Genomic DNA, 15,383 nt, shown 5'->3' with positions numbered 1-15,383 from the left:
ACCCCAATTGGTTCAACTAATCATCAGTGGGGGATGATGAAGAAAACCTCCACTGATGGAAGTTTCACTTTATTTTTTCGATATCTTTGTCTAGCTCTGCCTCCTCTTGTTCTGAGCGAGCCGCTTCCGCTTTTCTTTATAAGTCACTGCTCTGCAGAATACAACATGACCGCTACTCGCTTTCTCCTTTTGTTTTAAACCCTGCATGTGGCAAAAAAAGGTCCTGACCGCTTCTATGCATGGCCAGATGCTCTCGTCCGTCTAAAAAGAAAGAGGATTTTTATGTCGATTTTTTACTTGTATATATCTAATTGTTTTCGAGTTAATTAACTTTTCATATTTGTGAGTAGTACATAAATAAAACCAGGAAAGCTATTGCTTTCCTGGGAAGTACTGATTCTTATTAGAAAACGATAGCTACAACGTCATTTGGGCAAACACGTAATAAACCAGATCCTGGTATATTGCCACCTGAGAAAAGTGCTACGCCATTTGAGAAGCCCTCAAATACAACGTTATTAAAAGTACCGTTATCTCTAATTGTTAATAGAGCGATTTGAGTACCGATTGAAAGATTTCTAAGAACATTACATAAACGATTTCTATGATCATCATCGTGTTTCATGTGGTGATCGTGTTTCATGTGGTGATCGCGCTTTATATGGTGATCACGTCTATCGCAGTTACAGCCATCAAATCCAAAACATCCGAACATAATTCTCACCCCCTTCACATTAATAAGATATGCTCTAGGTACATGCTTTGCTTGGACGTAGTGAAGAATTTTTTTAGATTTTTTCCTAATTTTTAGGAAAGGAATAAATGTTTTAGGTAGAATGTTGTTATTCTTCTTATAACATATGAGAAGAGAGAAATGAGAGTTTGGACAAAAGCTGATATGGAAATAAAAAAGACTGCCCCTTTTTTAAAGGCAATCTTTATATTTTTTTGCTTTTATATAAAACAATGATATATACAGGAAGTGCTAACAGTAATGGTGCAAAGGAGCGAGGGGTATACTGACTAATTTCTGATTGAAGCGTTGTTTCTTTTGAAAACTGTAGCATCGCAATATTTGTCATATCCCCAACGAAGTACAGAAGCAGTACTGTGACTATGTAGCACAATATGGCGATAAAGCTTCCATATAAATTCAACGAAAATCCCTCACTTGTTATCAATTTGTTACTATTGTATCATAATTGTAACAAAAAAGCATCTTTAGATCCCAACCTGTCATTTTGGAGTAGTAATTCTCACTTAAAATTCAGAGAGAAGTGAAGAAGATAGGTAGAGGATAATGTGCCCGATTGGTGAGAGCTTTCCATTAGTGGGGGATGAAAAAACCCTCCATTGATGGAGGGTTCACTTTATCCCGCTATTCGTGGGCAGTAATACTTCCACCTCAAAATTCAGCGGAAGCATCGTCCAGCTCCAGTGGCTAGAATGTTCGGTGGGAGATAAACTGCCCGTAAAAGCCCGATTGGTGAGGGCTAATAATCAGTGGGGGATGAAGAAAACCTCCACTGATTAAAGTTTCACTTTATTTTGCCCATTCTGTTACTTGTTCTACGCTCATGCGTGGTGCTGGGTGCCCTTCTAATGTAGATTCACCAATTGTAATTAACATGATTGGGATGTAACGAGAAGGAATGTTAAACTCTTCCATTAACGCCTGTGGGTTAAATCCTCCGATTGCACATGTATCCCAACCAGTTGCTTTTGCTGCAAGCATAAGTTGCATTGCTGCTAAAGATGCATTTGAGAACGCTGCATCACGCGGATATTGTTCACGTTGATATGCACTTTCAATATTTTGGGCTAAACGATTTTTTGCTTCTTCTTGCATAAGTCCTTGTTCTACAAGTGGGTTGTATACAGAATCAACATTTTTATATGCTTCTAGGTCGCCTAATATAGCAACAACTGCAGAGGCATCGAGAATTTGTTGTTGATTATATGCGATTGGATGTAAACGACGCTGCGCAGCTTCTCCTTGGAATACAAGGAATTTCCAATGTTGTAGATTCCATGCTGATGGTGCTTGGCCAGCAGCTTTTAAAATATCATATAGTTCCTCTTGTGAAATTTCTTTTTCAGAGTTGAAAGCACGATTAGATGTACGTTCGTATAAAACAGTAAAGAAATCTTGCTTTGTCATTATAGTTCCTCCAAGCTTTGTTTCTATTTGTAAATGATTTTAAATGTAATAACGTTCTTTACTTACATTTTGTAAGTTAGTACTGTAAAAGAATATAATATATACATTTCTATTGTCAAGTCTTTTGAAAAAGATATAGAAAAAAGAAGATATTCGCACAGACGTCTTATTTATTGTTGACATACAATAAAAGATGATACGGAGCTTCAATTGAAGCTACCATGTGATAGTCTGTTGAACAAATCAAGTTCTTTTAAGTTTGTAAGAATGGGATAAATGAAGTGAGTGAAAGCCTAATGGTGAACATTCTACATTTTTTATTGGAACATACAGTTTTTCAAAATGTATTACAGGATCTCGATATGAATGTTTTGTATATTGAAGATGGTCATAACGAGAGGCATACAGTTGCAATGGTAAAGCCAAAGTGCTTGTTTTTGGCACATAGTTTTGAAGAAGGGAAAATATTGTTTGAAAAAGTTCAGCCACAAATCGTGATTATATACATTTCTAATGCTTCTCAGGTTGATTTTGTGAAAGAACTATTCACTTCAGATATTTCGTTTATCATTGTATGGAGTGAAGAAGTGACATATCAATTTGTTGACTTAATTAAACTTGGTGTACGAAACATCGTCTTACCACCAATTACACCGCAATCTGTACTTGCTGAAGTGCAAAAGAGTGTATATGAGTTGTCATTAGTAAAACAAGTCATATTACAGCAAGAATTACTTCAAATGATATTTGATTTTCAGAATGATTTATTGTTTATTGTAGAAGATGATGAAATTATAGATTGCAATACGAATTTTTTACGTTTTTTCGGATACGAAGATCTTATGTCATATCATGAGAACCATATGACATTTGCAGAACATTTTGCGCAGGAGAGTGGGTATTATATCGCGGAAAATAATACAATGTGGATTGACGATTGCTTAACACAATCGAGAAAAATTAAAATGTATAATGAGATTGGAGAAGCGAGTGTATTCTTGTTACGCATTGCTCCAATGCCTAATGATATCTCGAGATTGATCGCTACATGTACAGATATTACAGAACTAGAAGAAGAATATAAAGAGCAGGAGCGTTTAGCAACAATTGATTCCCTGACAAATGTTTATAATAGGATGAAGTTTCAAAGACTATTTTCAGAAGGTTGGGAAACTGCTATACGAATGAATCAATCGTTTGCTCTTGTTTTATTTGATTTAGATGATTTCAAAAAAGTAAATGACACATATGGTCATGATTTTGGAGATTTAGCACTGGTGCAATTGGCGGAACTTGTAACAGCAAAATTACAGACGCATCATGTTTTTGCACGGTGGGGTGGAGAGGAATTTATTATTTTTTTATCTCAAACAACAGAAAAAGAAGCATTTCAAATTGCAGAAGCACTCCGATTTTTTATTGAAACAAAAAAATTTTCTGGAATTTCAAAGATCACAGCAAGCTTTGGTGTTGCTGCATTTGAAAATGGAATTACAAAAGAAATGTTAATGCATCGAGCAGATGTTGCACTATATGAAGCGAAGAAGAAGGGGAAAAATCAAGTGTGTTTATATCGAAAAGAAAAAATGTAATATTTTTTCGCAACAAATTGTTGCGATTTTTTTTTATTGACGGATAATGGAAAAGGGGGGGGAGAGTTAATATTTAAGATGCGATGGAGGATTTTTAGAAATGAAGACGTTATGGAGTATAATTATTTTTTTACTTTCTATTTTATTAGTGGGGAGCTATTTCTTTTTTAAAGTACCTGCTAAAAAAGAAGCTCAATCAATAAAAACAACTGCCCCTGCTAATACAACGAAAGAAAAAGAAAAAGAAGAAAAAAAAGAAAAAAAAGAAAAAGAAATTGATTATACTGCTGTTACCCAAAAATTAGATCAGTATCTAAAAGATAAACAATTTAATGGATCAGTCCTTGTTTCAGATAAAGATCGAACAATATTAGATAAAGGGTATGGCTATGCGGATGTACAAAAACAAGTTGAAAATACATCGCAAACAAAATATCGGATTGGTTCTATTACAAAAACGACAATTGCTGTGTCGATTTTACAGTTGCAAGAACAAGGAAAGTTAAATATACAGGACAATGTGCATACGTATATTCCGTCTTTTCCTGTTAATAAAAATATTACATTATATCATTTATTAACGCATACATCAGGACTTCCTGAACACGGGAAAGGGAAAGTTAATGCGGCATCTCGACTTAATTTAGTAACGTGGCTTGGACAACAACCAACTACTTTTCAACCGGGACATGGCTGGTTATATACAGATTATAATTATATGTTGCTAGCTTATATTGTAGAAAAAAGCTCGGGACAATCTATAGCACAATACGTTAGAGAACACATCTTTATTCCAGCAGGAATGACAGAGTCAGGTATGGGAGAGGCACCGGAAGGAGATGCAAATTTTTCAAAAGGATATAAAAAGAAAGAGAATGAGCTTGTATTAGCCCCGAACTTAATCATGAATTGGTTATATGGATGCGGTGAAATGTATACAACAGTAAATGATATGAAAAAACTAGACGAAGCAATTATGGCGGGTAAACTTATTTCGCCTGAAAGTTTAAAATTAATGTTAACACCATCTCCAGAAAGAAAATACGCATTTAGCTTTTATATATATCCAGATTATTATCACAATCATGGCGTACTTTCGGGATGGAATACATTTAATAACTTTAATTGGGATAAACAATTATTTGTCATTGTATTTTCAAATGTGCAAAATGGAATTAATGATGAGTTTAATACTGAATTTCGCAAACTTGTAAGTGATTTATTAGAAAAAGAGGAGATGGGAAGATGAAGCAGTTATTACCACCAACTTCCATTGGTTTTGTTGGTACCGGTGTTATGGGAAAGAGTATGGTACGTCATTTACTAAAGGCAGGTTATATGGTGTACGTATATAATCGTACAAAAGAAAAAACAGCAGATTTAATTGAAGAAGGTGCACATTGGTGTGATTCTCCAAAGGAAATTGCAAAAACAGTAGATGTCGTAATGACTATGGTTGGATATCCACATGATGTAGAGGAAGTATACTTAGGTGCAAATGGAATTCTTACTCACGCAAAACAAGGAACAATTACGATCGACTTTACAACATCAACACCAACTTTGGCGAAACGTATTTACGAAGAAGGAAAGAGTAAGGGGATTTATGTATTAGATGCCCCTGTATCGGGCGGAGATATTGGAGCAAAAGAAGGGCGTCTTGCAATCATGATTGGTGGAGACGAAGAAGTATATAAAGCATGTTTACTATTATTCGAACTGTTAGGTAAAAATATTATGTTGCAAGGAAAAGCAGGTAGCGGTCAGCATACAAAAATGTGCAATCAAATTGCTATTGCATCTAATATGCTTGGTGTATGTGAAGCACTTGCTTATGCAAAAAAGGCAGGGTTAGATCCAGAAAAAGTGTTACAAAGTATTTCTACTGGTGCAGCAGGCAGTTGGTCATTAAGTAATTTAGCACCTCGTATGTTACAAGGTGATTTTGAACCAGGATTTTACGTGAAACACTTTATGAAAGATATGAACATTGCTTTAGAAGAAGCAGAAGAGCTTGGATTATCTGCACCTGGCCTAACTCTTGCAAGGAAATTATATGAGCAATTAATGCAAGATGGTGAAGAAAATAGCGGAACACAAGCATTGTATAAACAGTACATAAAGGAGTGATTGTATGAGTTTAGAAAAATTCGATAATATCATTCGCACAGTACAGTGTACAGAAACGATTGTCATTAATGATAAGCAAATGGCTGCGTTTAAAGAGAAGTATAACTTTGAACCGGTATTTGAATATGGCAGAGATGCAACAGGTCGTTATGTTATTCGAACAACGAAAGAAATGCTAGAAGAAATGGAATTCTATTTAGCGCTAAAGTATGAGCGTGATCTCATTGATTTATATATGAATGCAGAAGTAGACGGAAAATTTTATGTTTCGGTTAGCTACGGAGACGATGCACTTCATTTACAGGAGTTGTTTCAATTTTTAAAAGAGAATAAATAAAAAAGTCCTCATATGAGGACTTTTTTATTTAGGAAAGGCTTGTTGCTCGGCGTGCTTTTTCAATTGGAAAGGGAATTACTTCAGCCATTCTGTTTCGAGTAAATCGTTTTGTGCGAGCGTGACGTAATATATATAATGCAAACAGTATACCAACAGGAATTGCACCATATAAACTAAAAAATAAAGCGCTTACAGTAGATGCGACGAAGCCAATCATACCAATTTCTAACTCATCCATAATAGCACCCACAACAGCAGGTATAGACCCGCAAACGACACCAAAAAGAATTGCTAAAATTAACTCCATGTATTCCCTTCCTCCTTTTTACAATTTCGTTCTTTTTTTCTATTATTTGTATTATAACATAGTTTAAACAGAATTTTCAGAAAAAATTCATAAAATGTTCATAAATTTGTAAAAAAATATTCAACAAAAAGAAGGTTTATCTCATAAAAGGAGATAAACCTGCCCATAGGAGGATGTATATATGTAGAGTGAATAAAGGAAAGGAAAAGGGGAACCAATTCCCTTTATTCAACATGCTACCTTAATAAAGTGAAACTTCCATCAGTGGGGGTTTTTTCATCCCCCACTGATGGTTAGTTGAACCAATCGGGCTTTTACGGGCAGTTATACCCCCACCTATCTTCTTTGCTTCTCTCCCAATCTAGAGGTGGGGGTCTTACTGCCCGTTAATGCGGGATAAATAGGAACCCAACCTTCAGTTGTTACAAAAATACGTATTGCCACAACTTGACGGTCGTTTTGAAGGGAAAAATAATGTCTCGTATTTTTAGGTACCGAAATTAAATCTCCTGGTTTAAGTTCAACATCAAAGAACCGGCCATTTTTTCCTTGGATGGTAAAAATGCCATGTCCGCTAACGATAAAGCGAACTTCATCATCAGTATGATGGTGTTCTTGTTTAAAGTTTACTAACAATTCATCTAGATTAGGTGTTGCACTAGAAAGTGAAATAACATCGTTTGCTTGATATCCACGGCGCTTAGAAATATCAGTAATTTCTAGAGCAAACACTTCTAAAATTTCGTTCTTATTTTCATCAGTTAATACATAGTTTTCTTGTAAATAAACAGGAAGTTTTGTAAGATCCCATTTTTCATACAAAACATCTTCATTTTGTAAAAACTGTTGTACGTCTATTTCTTTTTCAATACGTGTGTTAATTTCATGAATACGAATTTGCGCCATGTTGAACGCCTCCTTTAATTGATAAAAGTTTAATATGGAACTGGAAGAGAAACTCGTATGCTTCTAATCTTTTTTTTGCATCAAAGCGATCTTTTCCCCATACGGTAATACCGTGATTTCGAATTAAAACAGCTCCTTCATCTTTATGAATATGCTTACGGAATTCCTTACCTAAAGTGGGAATATGCGCATAATTTTCGATAATGGGAATTTGAATAGAAGCTCCTTCTTCCCAAATGTTAAGTGCTTTAATAATTTCTTGATTACAGAGTACAACCTCTTTATCATATATATTTGTAATGACATTATTATCGGTTGTATGAATGTGCAAGACACATGCAGCCTTTGTAAGGTTATAAATGTGAGTGTGCAGCAATGTTTCGGCTGAAGGGCGTAAATCAGTTTCTAAAACAGGATTGCCGTTTTGATCAACTAACAAAAAGTCGTCCGGCGTTGTTTTTGTTTTATCTCTTCCGCTTGCTGTAATGAGAAAGGTAAGAGGGTTATCACTCACTTTTATTGAAATATTACCGCTTGTTGCTGGAAACCAGTTTCGGTCGGTTAATTCTTTTTTCAGTTCACTCAGTTCCTGCCATTGATGAAAGAGTTGTTTCACTTCATCACCCCTAACAATTTCTCTATTTCGTTTTGTATATCATGAAATGTTTCAAATGGTATATAAGAAATGTTATGTTCTATACATTTTGTAATCAAAAAGTCACGAGCAAACACTTTGTCAGCAAGTTTTGCTGCCTGCAAATCTGTAATAGAATCACCGATTACAATTTTAAAATCGCTTTGTGAACTTAAATTACGAATAAGTGCCGATTTACAAAGACCACATTCATTTTCACAATGTTCATCACACGAATGCGGCCAATTTACTCGAATTGTTTCATTGGAAAAATCAGTTGTATTACAGTAAATTTGTTCAAAATCAACAAGTCCTTCGAGAAGAGGGTAAACAAAAAAGTCCATTCCTCCAGAAATGATATAAAGTGAGATATTGTTTTCTCGCAAAAACTGTACAAATTCTGTAAAGCCGGTACGAATGTCTGCGGTTTCTTTTATAAAATCTGTAATTTTATCTTGTAAACTTGTGGGTAATAGAGAAAAAAGTTTTCCTACACCTTCTTGAATAGAAAGTTCTTGTGATAAAATTTGTTGTTTAATGGTTTCGGCTTCTGGTGGGGCAAACTTTTGCATAATGGCAACAATATTATCGTTATTTGTAATTGTGCCATCGAAGTCACAAAAAATTTGGATGCTCATGCTTTCACCTCTTTAGATGGATCGCCCCATAAACGTAAAGCGGCTTGTAAATAAGAATCATCAACCTCATGAAGCGGCGTGTTTGTTAGCGCTGCATTGATAGCTGAGCGAAATGCTCTTCCGCCTCCCTGTGCACCAGAGGGGTGTCCGTGAATACCGCCACCAGCATTAATAACACATTGCTGACCAAAGTCACGAATGAGGAGCGGAACAAGTCCCGGGTGAATGCCAGCAGATGGAACAGGAAAGCTTCGTTTAAATGGTTCGTTTTCATCTGTAAGTGTTTTTGCTAAATAAAGTGCATCTTCTTGCTTTAAAGCGACATTTCCATACGGTGATGGAAATAGTGAGAAATCTGCACCAGCATAGCGAAGAAGCTTGCCAAGTAATAGAGAAGAAGAAAATCCATATAATTTAGATGCTATGTAAGTTCCGCTTACTGCTGGATGTGCCATAATTGGGATAGAAATATCATCATCTTCCGCTAATGCTTGCAACACATCAAGTCCATATGCGAATACGTTGAAAAGTAATAAATCAGCTCCAGCAGAAGCGGCTTGTTTTGCCTTTTCTTTTAAATCATAAGTCCGTCCTGAGAGATTAACGGCATATAACGTTTTATGACCGTATGTTTCATAAACAGATTGCAAAACTTCTTTTCCAGCGTGAATGCGTTCTGATAGTGGTGTTAACGGATTATCAAATAAAATTTCATCATCTTTTACAATGTCAACACCGCCTCTTGCTTGATCGCGAAGTTGTGTTTTTAAATAACCGATATTCCGACCGATCATTCCTTTGAAAATACTCATGAGAAGAGGGCGATTGTGAACATTCAAATTGTTTCGTATTTCATCGATACCAAATTTTGGGCCAGAAAAGCTCTTTTTGATATCATCAGAAAATGTTAAATCAAGTAATTTAATTTCTCCGTCCAAAGATAATTTTCCAAAAACAGTTGTAAAAATTGCTGGTAAATCGGTGCTGAAGTTAGCGGACGGATAATGAATTTTAATAAGTCCGCGTGTGACTTTTTTATCAAGATATATGTTTGTTTTTTCATCATCTTCTAATTTTTCTACGCTAACGACTGAACCTTTATGTCGTTTTAATTGTTTTTGTAATAAGTGGGGTAAGTGTGTCCACGAACCAACTGTTAAACCGAGAGCAATTTGCTCTGCTTTTTGACTTAAATTATGAGAATCATCATGAATGAAGTATGTTGCTGTTATTCCGCTCATTTTCATAACCTCCTAGTTGAATAAAAAAACCTCTCAGCTAAGGAGAGGTTTTTTACAACCAGCTCCTTATCTGTCAGCATAACGCTGCGAGAATTAGCACCGTGCCTACATAAAGTAGATCGGTTGCCGGGTTTCATCGGGCTCGTCCCTCCACCAGCTCTTGATAAGAAGTATTTGGAAATGTTTAAAATTTTTGATAACTGAATTTTGACAGAGAATTTTTACGTTGTCAATGGTTTTTTGAAAATTTTTAATTTAGCAATTCTATGAACTGCTTCTTGAAGACGTTCCTCTGAATGTAATAAGCCAACGCGAATATACCCTTCCCCGTGTTTGCCAAAGCCGATACCTGGGGCGACGGCGACATGTGCTTGGTTTAATAGTACATCAGCAAATTGCTCTGACGTATAGCCATCTGGAACGGGAAGCCATGCAAAAAAAGAACCATTTGGTGAGGCGACATTCCAGCCGATAGAGCGACAAGCAGTAATGAAAGCATTTCTGCGAGATTCATAGCGTTCTACGAGCTCATCGACACAAGTTTGCGGTTTTAATAACGCTTCACAAGCAGCTTCTTGTACGGCACCAAAAATACTAACATACATATGATCTTGTAATAAGTTAATCGTTTCAATGACACTTGCATTTCCAACAGCAAATGCAATGCGCCACCCTGCCATATTATATGTTTTTGATAACGTATAAATCTCAATGCCAACATCTTTTGCTCCATCGACTTGTAAGAAACTAAGCGGTTTTTTAGCATCAAAGCCGATGGCACCATACGCGAAATCATGACAGACTAAAATGTTATGTTCATTCGCAAACGATATAGTTTCCTCAAAGAATTTTGTTGTTGCAACGGCTCCGGTCGGATTGTTTGGATAGTTTAAAAACATTAATTTTGCTTGTTTAGCAGTTTGTACATCAATTTTTGTATAATCAGGTAAAAATTGATTTTTTGCTAGCAGTGGCATTGTAGCAATCTTTGCTTTTGCTAAGGCTACGCCTGATAAATAATCTGGATAACCTGGATCAGGAACAAGGATTGTATCACCTGGATTCGTAAAACAAAGTGGTAATTCAACTAAGCCAGCTTTCCCGCCAAATAGAATAGCTACTTCTGTTTGTGGGTTTAATTGTACACCGTATTCACGCTCATAAAATGTAGCGACAGCCTCTTTTAAATTTTCATGTCCTCGAAATGGTGGATATTTATGGTGAATAGGGTGTTCTGCTGCCCGTTGTAATGCTGTTACGATGTGTGTTGGTGTTGGCTGATCTGGATTTCCTTGTCCTAAGTTAATAACATCATGACCAGCTTGCATTACTCCATTTACTTTTGTGACAAGAGAAGCAAAAAATTGTGTTGGTAATGATGTTAATATCTCGGAAATTTGAAAATGTTTCATACTTTCCACCTCTTTTGAAAATTGTTACAATTATAGTGACAAATGATATAATTTTTCCAACTTTTTGTAAAGGAAAAAAATAAAAAGGAAGAAGGGAGAAAGTAATGAAAATTGCTTGTGTTCAAATGAATATTACTTTTGGTGATGTTGAAAAAAATATAGAACATGCCGAAAAAAAAATAAGAGAAGCAATGAAGGGAAATCCAGATGTTATTGTATTGCCAGAGTTATGGACAACAGGTTATGATCTAGAACGTCTTCCTGATATTGCTGATCTAGATGGCAATTATACGAAATGTTTATTATCAAAGTGGAGTAAGCAACATGGTATAAATATTGTCGGTGGTTCGATCGCAAAGCAGACAGAGAATGGTGTTACAAATACGATGTATATTAGTGATCGAAATGGAAAAATTGTGGCTGAATATAGTAAAGTGCATTTGTTTCAACTGATGGATGAGCATAAATATTTGATTGCTGGAAATGAAACGGGGCATTTTCTATTGGAGGATATACCGTGTGCAGGAACAATATGCTATGATATTCGTTTTCCAGAGTGGATGCGTATTCATACTGCGCATGGGGCAACGGTATTATTTGTTGTAGCAGAGTGGCCGCTTGTTCGTTTAGCACATTGGCGATTATTGCTTCAAGCAAGGGCGATTGAAAATCAATGTTATGTTGTGGCGTGCAATCGTGCGGGGAGTGATCCTAATAATGTATTTGCTGGCCATTCTCTTATTATTGATCCTTGGGGAGAAATTGTTACTGAGGCTGATGAAACAGAAACGATTTTGTATGGAACATTAGATATAAAGAAAATTTCTGAAGTGCGTAAAGGGATTCCTGTTTTTTTTGATCGGCGTCCAGAATTATACACATAAAAAATGTTGACAAACAAATTTTATTCTTGGTATAGTCAGAAACAGAAACGAAAAATTCAGACAACTATACACTCTTATCAAGAGCAGGTGGAGGGATTTGGCCCGATGAAACCCAGCAACCGACCGTAATACCATTGTGAAATGGGGCGCATGATTGGCGCCTAGTAAGGCACGGTGCTAATTCCAACAGAAAGAGAGACTTTCTGATAGATAAGAGGGGAGAAGTGAATCTTCAAACCTCTTTCGCAGTAGAAAGGGGTTTTTAGTTACCACTTTTTTGCCTCTCTGCTTATTTATAATAAGAAGGGAGGAGACATCGATGGAGGAATGGATATCCGTTATTGGCAATGTTGGTTTTCCAATTGTTGTGACGCTATACTTGCTGCATAGAATTGAAAGTAAGTTAGATAGCGTTATTGTTGCAATTGAGAAGTTACCAAAGCAAATGCAAAGGTATGAATCTCCAAAAGAAAATATGTACATGCAAATTGAAAAAACGACGTAACTACTCAGTCACTCTATGAAAAATCGATAGAAAAGCATTTTTTTGAGTGGTCGAGAGGGACTGGCTATGTATAGTAGCGGTCAGGGCCTTTTCCTGCCACATGCCAGGTTTGAAACAAAAGAAGCAGGCCAGTAGCCGGCATGTTGTATTCTGTATAGTTGCGATTTGTGTGTTGAAAAATCAAAGTGGATTTATATATGTAACAGAAACGGATTGTGTGAATAGGCACAATCCGTTTTTAAAATTGATATAGAAGAAAAATAGTTTATTGAATTTCACTGTGCAGTATAACCACCGTCAATGACAACAGCTTGTCCTGTAATCCCTTTTGCTTTTTCGCTTGTTAAAAATAAGGCGTAGTCTGAAATTTCTTCTGTATGTAATAATCGTTGTTGCGGTACAAGTGGGTAAATGACATCTTCTAGTACATGTTCAAGTGGGACATTTCTCGTTGTAGCTAAATCTTGAAGTTGGTTGCGAACAAGCGGTGTATCAACATAGCCAGGACAAAGTGCGTTTACGGTAATGCCATGTTCAGCTCCCTCTAATGCTGCGACTTTTGTAAGTCCGATTACCCCGTGCTTGGCGCTATTATATGCAGATTTTCCTGCAAAGCCAACGAGACCATTAATAGAGGCGATGTTGATGATGCGCCCGTATTTTTGCTTTTTCATAATAGGAAATGCATGTTTTATTGCAATAAACGGTGCAATTTGCATAATTTTAATAAGCATTTCAAACTTTTCAGTTGGGAAATCTTCAATTGGAGAAACGTATTGCATGCCTGCATTATTAATTAATACATCAAGTGAACCAAATCGTGTAACCGTTTCAGAAATAGCTTGTTCAATCTCACGTTCTACTGTTACATCACATTGCATTCCAAATACTTTATACCCTTCGTTCTCTAATTGTTTCACTGCCTCTTGTACTCGGTCCTCTAACCGATCCGTAATCATTACAGTTGCGCCTTCTTTCGCAAAAGCTTTTCCCATTTCATATCCAATGCCACTTGCTGCACCTGTTAAAAATACAACGCGATTTTTAAACATTTTTTATTCCATCTCCCCTATGAATATAGTTAGCTCTACTGCTCTATTTATAGAAACAAAGTGGAAAATCCTGCAATCTTTTGGAAAAAATACGCAAGCTATCTTGCTTTACAAAATACTGTTTGCTATACTATTTTGTAAAGCAAGATACTTATACCTATCTATCTTGTAAAACAAGGTAGAGGAAGGATTTGAATTATGTCGACAAGTCAAATGTTAAAAGGTATTTTGGAAGGATGCTTACTTGCCATTATTTCTGAAGGAGAAATATACGGATATGAAATGAGTGAAAAACTGGCACAGTATGGTTTTACAATGGCAAGTGAAGGAAGTATTTATCCGCTATTAATTCGCATGCAAAAAGAAGGATTGATTACGAGTACGATGAAAGAATCACCATCTGGTCCAAAGAGAAAATATTACACATTAACAGAAAAAGGTGAAGGTGCACTAGATGATTTCATGGAACGGTGGGAAGCGATGCAAAGTAGTGTACAGCGTTTGTTGGAAGGAAAGAGGAGGAAACGATAACGCTGACGCGATGAAAGAGAAGCAAAAATAAGTAATCTAAACGAGAGGGGAGTATTATGCAAGTTTCTAAAGAAGGTGAAAAGTTTTTAGTTGATATGAAAGTGTATTTATTAACAAAAGGAATAAAGGAGGAAGATGTAAATAGTTTTTTAGAAGATGCTGAGCTTCATTTAATAGAAGGAGAAAAAGAAGGAAAGACGGTAACAGATATTTTTGGGGATTCGCCGAAAGAATATGCGCAAGAATTGGCTGAAGAGATGGAAGTTGATAAGAAAGAAAATTGGAATTTACTTATTTCTTTCGTGATTGCAACAGCAGCTTATTGGTTGATTCCAGAACTTGTATTTCGAAATACAGAGAAACCAGTCACTGTATCACTTATTAGTTTAATTGGATACCCTATCATTCTATTCTTGATGATAGCAGGGATGATTTTTGCTTTTCGAAGCTCTAGTTTTCAGAGTAAATTAAGAGAGTTTTCCATTATATATGTAGTAATGGCTGTCATTCCAATGGTGTTGCTTGTTGGATTAATGCTACTAGATAAACAGTATGGTACACCATTTTTGTCTTTATCCTCAGTGCAAAGTTACATTCTAGGCTTTCTATTATTTGTGGTGGCTATAATAATTAATTTTCGCCTAAATAGCTGGATAGGAGTATTAACCTTAGTTGTTTTGCTCTTTATTATGTTTTTATTTGAATATCTTGGTATTAATAATACGGATTGGGGATTTTTAGAACCAATTTTGTTGTATGGAAGTTTAGCACTGCTTATGATGTGGGATTCCAAACGACAAAATATTGTACAGAGATAGTTAAGATAGGAAAGAGTTAGAGGTTTTCAAAACAATTAAAGTAGTTTCTAGAAGATACAGGAGCGTATTTAACGGTAAAAGGAATAAAAGAAGATATAAAGTCTTTTGGGGTAGAAGAGAGGAATTACTCATATAAATTCATGGTGGTTTTTCAACATATAGGTCGCTGCTATGCAGGATACAACATGACATGTACTCGTTTTCTTCTTTTGTTTTCAGCTTTGCATGTGGTAGG

General features: G+C 35.9%; 18 protein-coding genes and 2 riboswitches. Of the genes, 8 read left to right on the top strand and 10 right to left on the bottom strand.

The features are described 5' to 3' along the window. Nucleotides 1-403: 403 nt before the first annotated feature. The 3 genes from BM350_RS03185 to BM350_RS03175 form a co-directional block, all read right to left on the bottom strand. Entirely contained in the window at nt 404-715 is a 312-nt protein-coding gene (locus tag BM350_RS03185; protein WP_090914147.1) for a DUF3915 family protein, read from the bottom strand. Between the two features lie 223 nt (nt 716-938). Continuing rightward, nucleotides 939-1,157, bottom strand: a complete 219-nt coding sequence (locus BM350_RS03180; RefSeq protein WP_090914149.1) for a hypothetical protein — start codon at nt 1,155-1,157, stop codon at nt 939-941. Nucleotides 1,158-1,543: 386 nt separating this feature from the next. Then, nucleotides 1,544-2,161, bottom strand: a complete 618-nt coding sequence (locus BM350_RS03175) for a nitroreductase family protein (RefSeq protein WP_090914151.1) — start codon at nt 2,159-2,161, stop codon at nt 1,544-1,546. A gap of 299 nt (nt 2,162-2,460) precedes the next feature. Between BM350_RS03175 and BM350_RS03170 the strand changes: the two genes are divergently transcribed. From BM350_RS03170 to BM350_RS03155, 4 genes are all read left to right on the top strand, one after another. Beyond that, the gene (locus BM350_RS03170; RefSeq protein WP_170857653.1) at nt 2,461-3,753 is read left to right on the top strand and encodes a GGDEF domain-containing protein; all 1,293 of its coding nucleotides are present in this window, start codon (nt 2,461-2,463) and stop codon (nt 3,751-3,753) included. Between the two features lie 100 nt (nt 3,754-3,853). Next, on the top strand, nt 3,854-5,002 hold the full coding sequence (locus BM350_RS03165) for a serine hydrolase domain-containing protein (protein ID WP_090914155.1): 1,149 nt from the start codon (nt 3,854-3,856) through the stop codon (nt 5,000-5,002). Beyond that, nucleotides 4,999-5,883 (top strand): NAD(P)-dependent oxidoreductase, encoded by an 885-nt coding sequence (locus BM350_RS03160; protein ID WP_090914157.1) that lies wholly within the window; start codon nt 4,999-5,001, stop codon nt 5,881-5,883. The genes BM350_RS03165 and BM350_RS03160 overlap by 4 nt, the downstream gene beginning before the upstream one ends. Before the next feature lie 4 nt (nt 5,884-5,887). Then, nucleotides 5,888-6,220, top strand: coding sequence for a DUF3909 family protein (locus tag BM350_RS03155; RefSeq protein WP_090914159.1), 333 nt, complete (start codon nt 5,888-5,890; stop codon nt 6,218-6,220). A 28-nt stretch (nt 6,221-6,248) separates the two neighbouring features. On the opposite strand, the gene BM350_RS03150 is transcribed toward BM350_RS03155, so the two are convergent. The 6 genes from BM350_RS03150 to BM350_RS03125 form a co-directional block, all read right to left on the bottom strand. After that, complete coding sequence (locus BM350_RS03150; protein WP_090914161.1) at nt 6,249-6,527, bottom strand: hypothetical protein; 279 nt, start codon at nt 6,525-6,527, stop codon at nt 6,249-6,251. Nucleotides 6,528-6,863: 336 nt separating this feature from the next. Continuing rightward, nucleotides 6,864-7,433: a 1,2-dihydroxy-3-keto-5-methylthiopentene dioxygenase gene (locus BM350_RS03145; protein ID WP_090914163.1), complete on the bottom strand. Its 570-nt coding sequence runs from the start codon at nt 7,431-7,433 to the stop codon at nt 6,864-6,866. Continuing rightward, nucleotides 7,411-8,049, bottom strand: coding sequence for a methylthioribulose 1-phosphate dehydratase (locus BM350_RS03140; protein WP_090914165.1), 639 nt, complete (start codon nt 8,047-8,049; stop codon nt 7,411-7,413). The genes BM350_RS03145 and BM350_RS03140 overlap by 23 nt, the downstream gene beginning before the upstream one ends. Next, on the bottom strand, nt 8,046-8,705 hold the full coding sequence (locus tag BM350_RS03135) for a 2-hydroxy-3-keto-5-methylthiopentenyl-1-phosphate phosphatase (protein WP_090914167.1): 660 nt from the start codon (nt 8,703-8,705) through the stop codon (nt 8,046-8,048). The genes BM350_RS03140 and BM350_RS03135 overlap by 4 nt, the downstream gene beginning before the upstream one ends. Continuing rightward, the gene (gene mtnW, locus BM350_RS03130) at nt 8,702-9,946 is read right to left on the bottom strand and encodes a 2,3-diketo-5-methylthiopentyl-1-phosphate enolase (protein WP_090914169.1); all 1,245 of its coding nucleotides are present in this window, start codon (nt 9,944-9,946) and stop codon (nt 8,702-8,704) included. Before mtnW ends, BM350_RS03135 begins: the two co-directional genes overlap by 4 nt. A gap of 63 nt (nt 9,947-10,009) precedes the next feature. Further along, nucleotides 10,010-10,116: riboswitch (SAM riboswitch) on the bottom strand. Between the two features lie 51 nt (nt 10,117-10,167). After that, complete coding sequence (locus BM350_RS03125) at nt 10,168-11,358, bottom strand: pyridoxal phosphate-dependent aminotransferase (RefSeq protein ID WP_090914171.1); 1,191 nt, start codon at nt 11,356-11,358, stop codon at nt 10,168-10,170. 104 nt (nt 11,359-11,462) lie between these two features. Here BM350_RS03125 and BM350_RS03120 point away from each other — a divergent pair, with 104 nt between their 5' ends. Both BM350_RS03120 and BM350_RS03115 read left to right on the top strand, forming a co-directional pair. Further along, nucleotides 11,463-12,242, top strand: coding sequence for a carbon-nitrogen family hydrolase (locus tag BM350_RS03120; protein WP_090914173.1), 780 nt, complete (start codon nt 11,463-11,465; stop codon nt 12,240-12,242). Between the two features lie 71 nt (nt 12,243-12,313). After that, a riboswitch (SAM riboswitch) is annotated at nt 12,314-12,459 on the top strand. 102 nt (nt 12,460-12,561) lie between these two features. Further along, the gene (locus BM350_RS03115; RefSeq protein WP_090914175.1) at nt 12,562-12,747 is read left to right on the top strand and encodes a YvrJ family protein; all 186 of its coding nucleotides are present in this window, start codon (nt 12,562-12,564) and stop codon (nt 12,745-12,747) included. Between the two features lie 275 nt (nt 12,748-13,022). Here the strand turns inward: BM350_RS03115 and BM350_RS03110 are convergent, their stop codons facing one another. Beyond that, nucleotides 13,023-13,799, bottom strand: a complete 777-nt coding sequence (locus BM350_RS03110; RefSeq protein WP_090914177.1) for a 3-hydroxybutyrate dehydrogenase — start codon at nt 13,797-13,799, stop codon at nt 13,023-13,025. A gap of 198 nt (nt 13,800-13,997) precedes the next feature. On the opposite strand from BM350_RS03110, the gene BM350_RS03105 reads away from it, so the two are divergent. Both BM350_RS03105 and BM350_RS03100 read left to right on the top strand, forming a co-directional pair. Next, a complete protein-coding gene (locus BM350_RS03105) occupies nt 13,998-14,330 on the top strand; it encodes a PadR family transcriptional regulator (RefSeq protein WP_090914178.1) in 333 nt (110 codons plus the stop codon). 56 nt (nt 14,331-14,386) lie between these two features. Continuing rightward, entirely contained in the window at nt 14,387-15,148 is a 762-nt protein-coding gene (locus BM350_RS03100) for a DUF1129 domain-containing protein (protein WP_090914180.1), read from the top strand. The last annotated feature ends 235 nt before the right edge of the window (nt 15,149-15,383 follow it).

It is taken from the genome of Bacillus sp. 103mf, assembly GCF_900116295.1.
Lineage (GTDB): Bacteria > Bacillota > Bacilli > Bacillales > Bacillaceae_G > Bacillus_A > Bacillus_A bruguierae.
The sequence above is the reverse complement of the archived record's forward strand: the minus strand, read 5'-3'. Positions and strand labels throughout refer to the sequence as shown.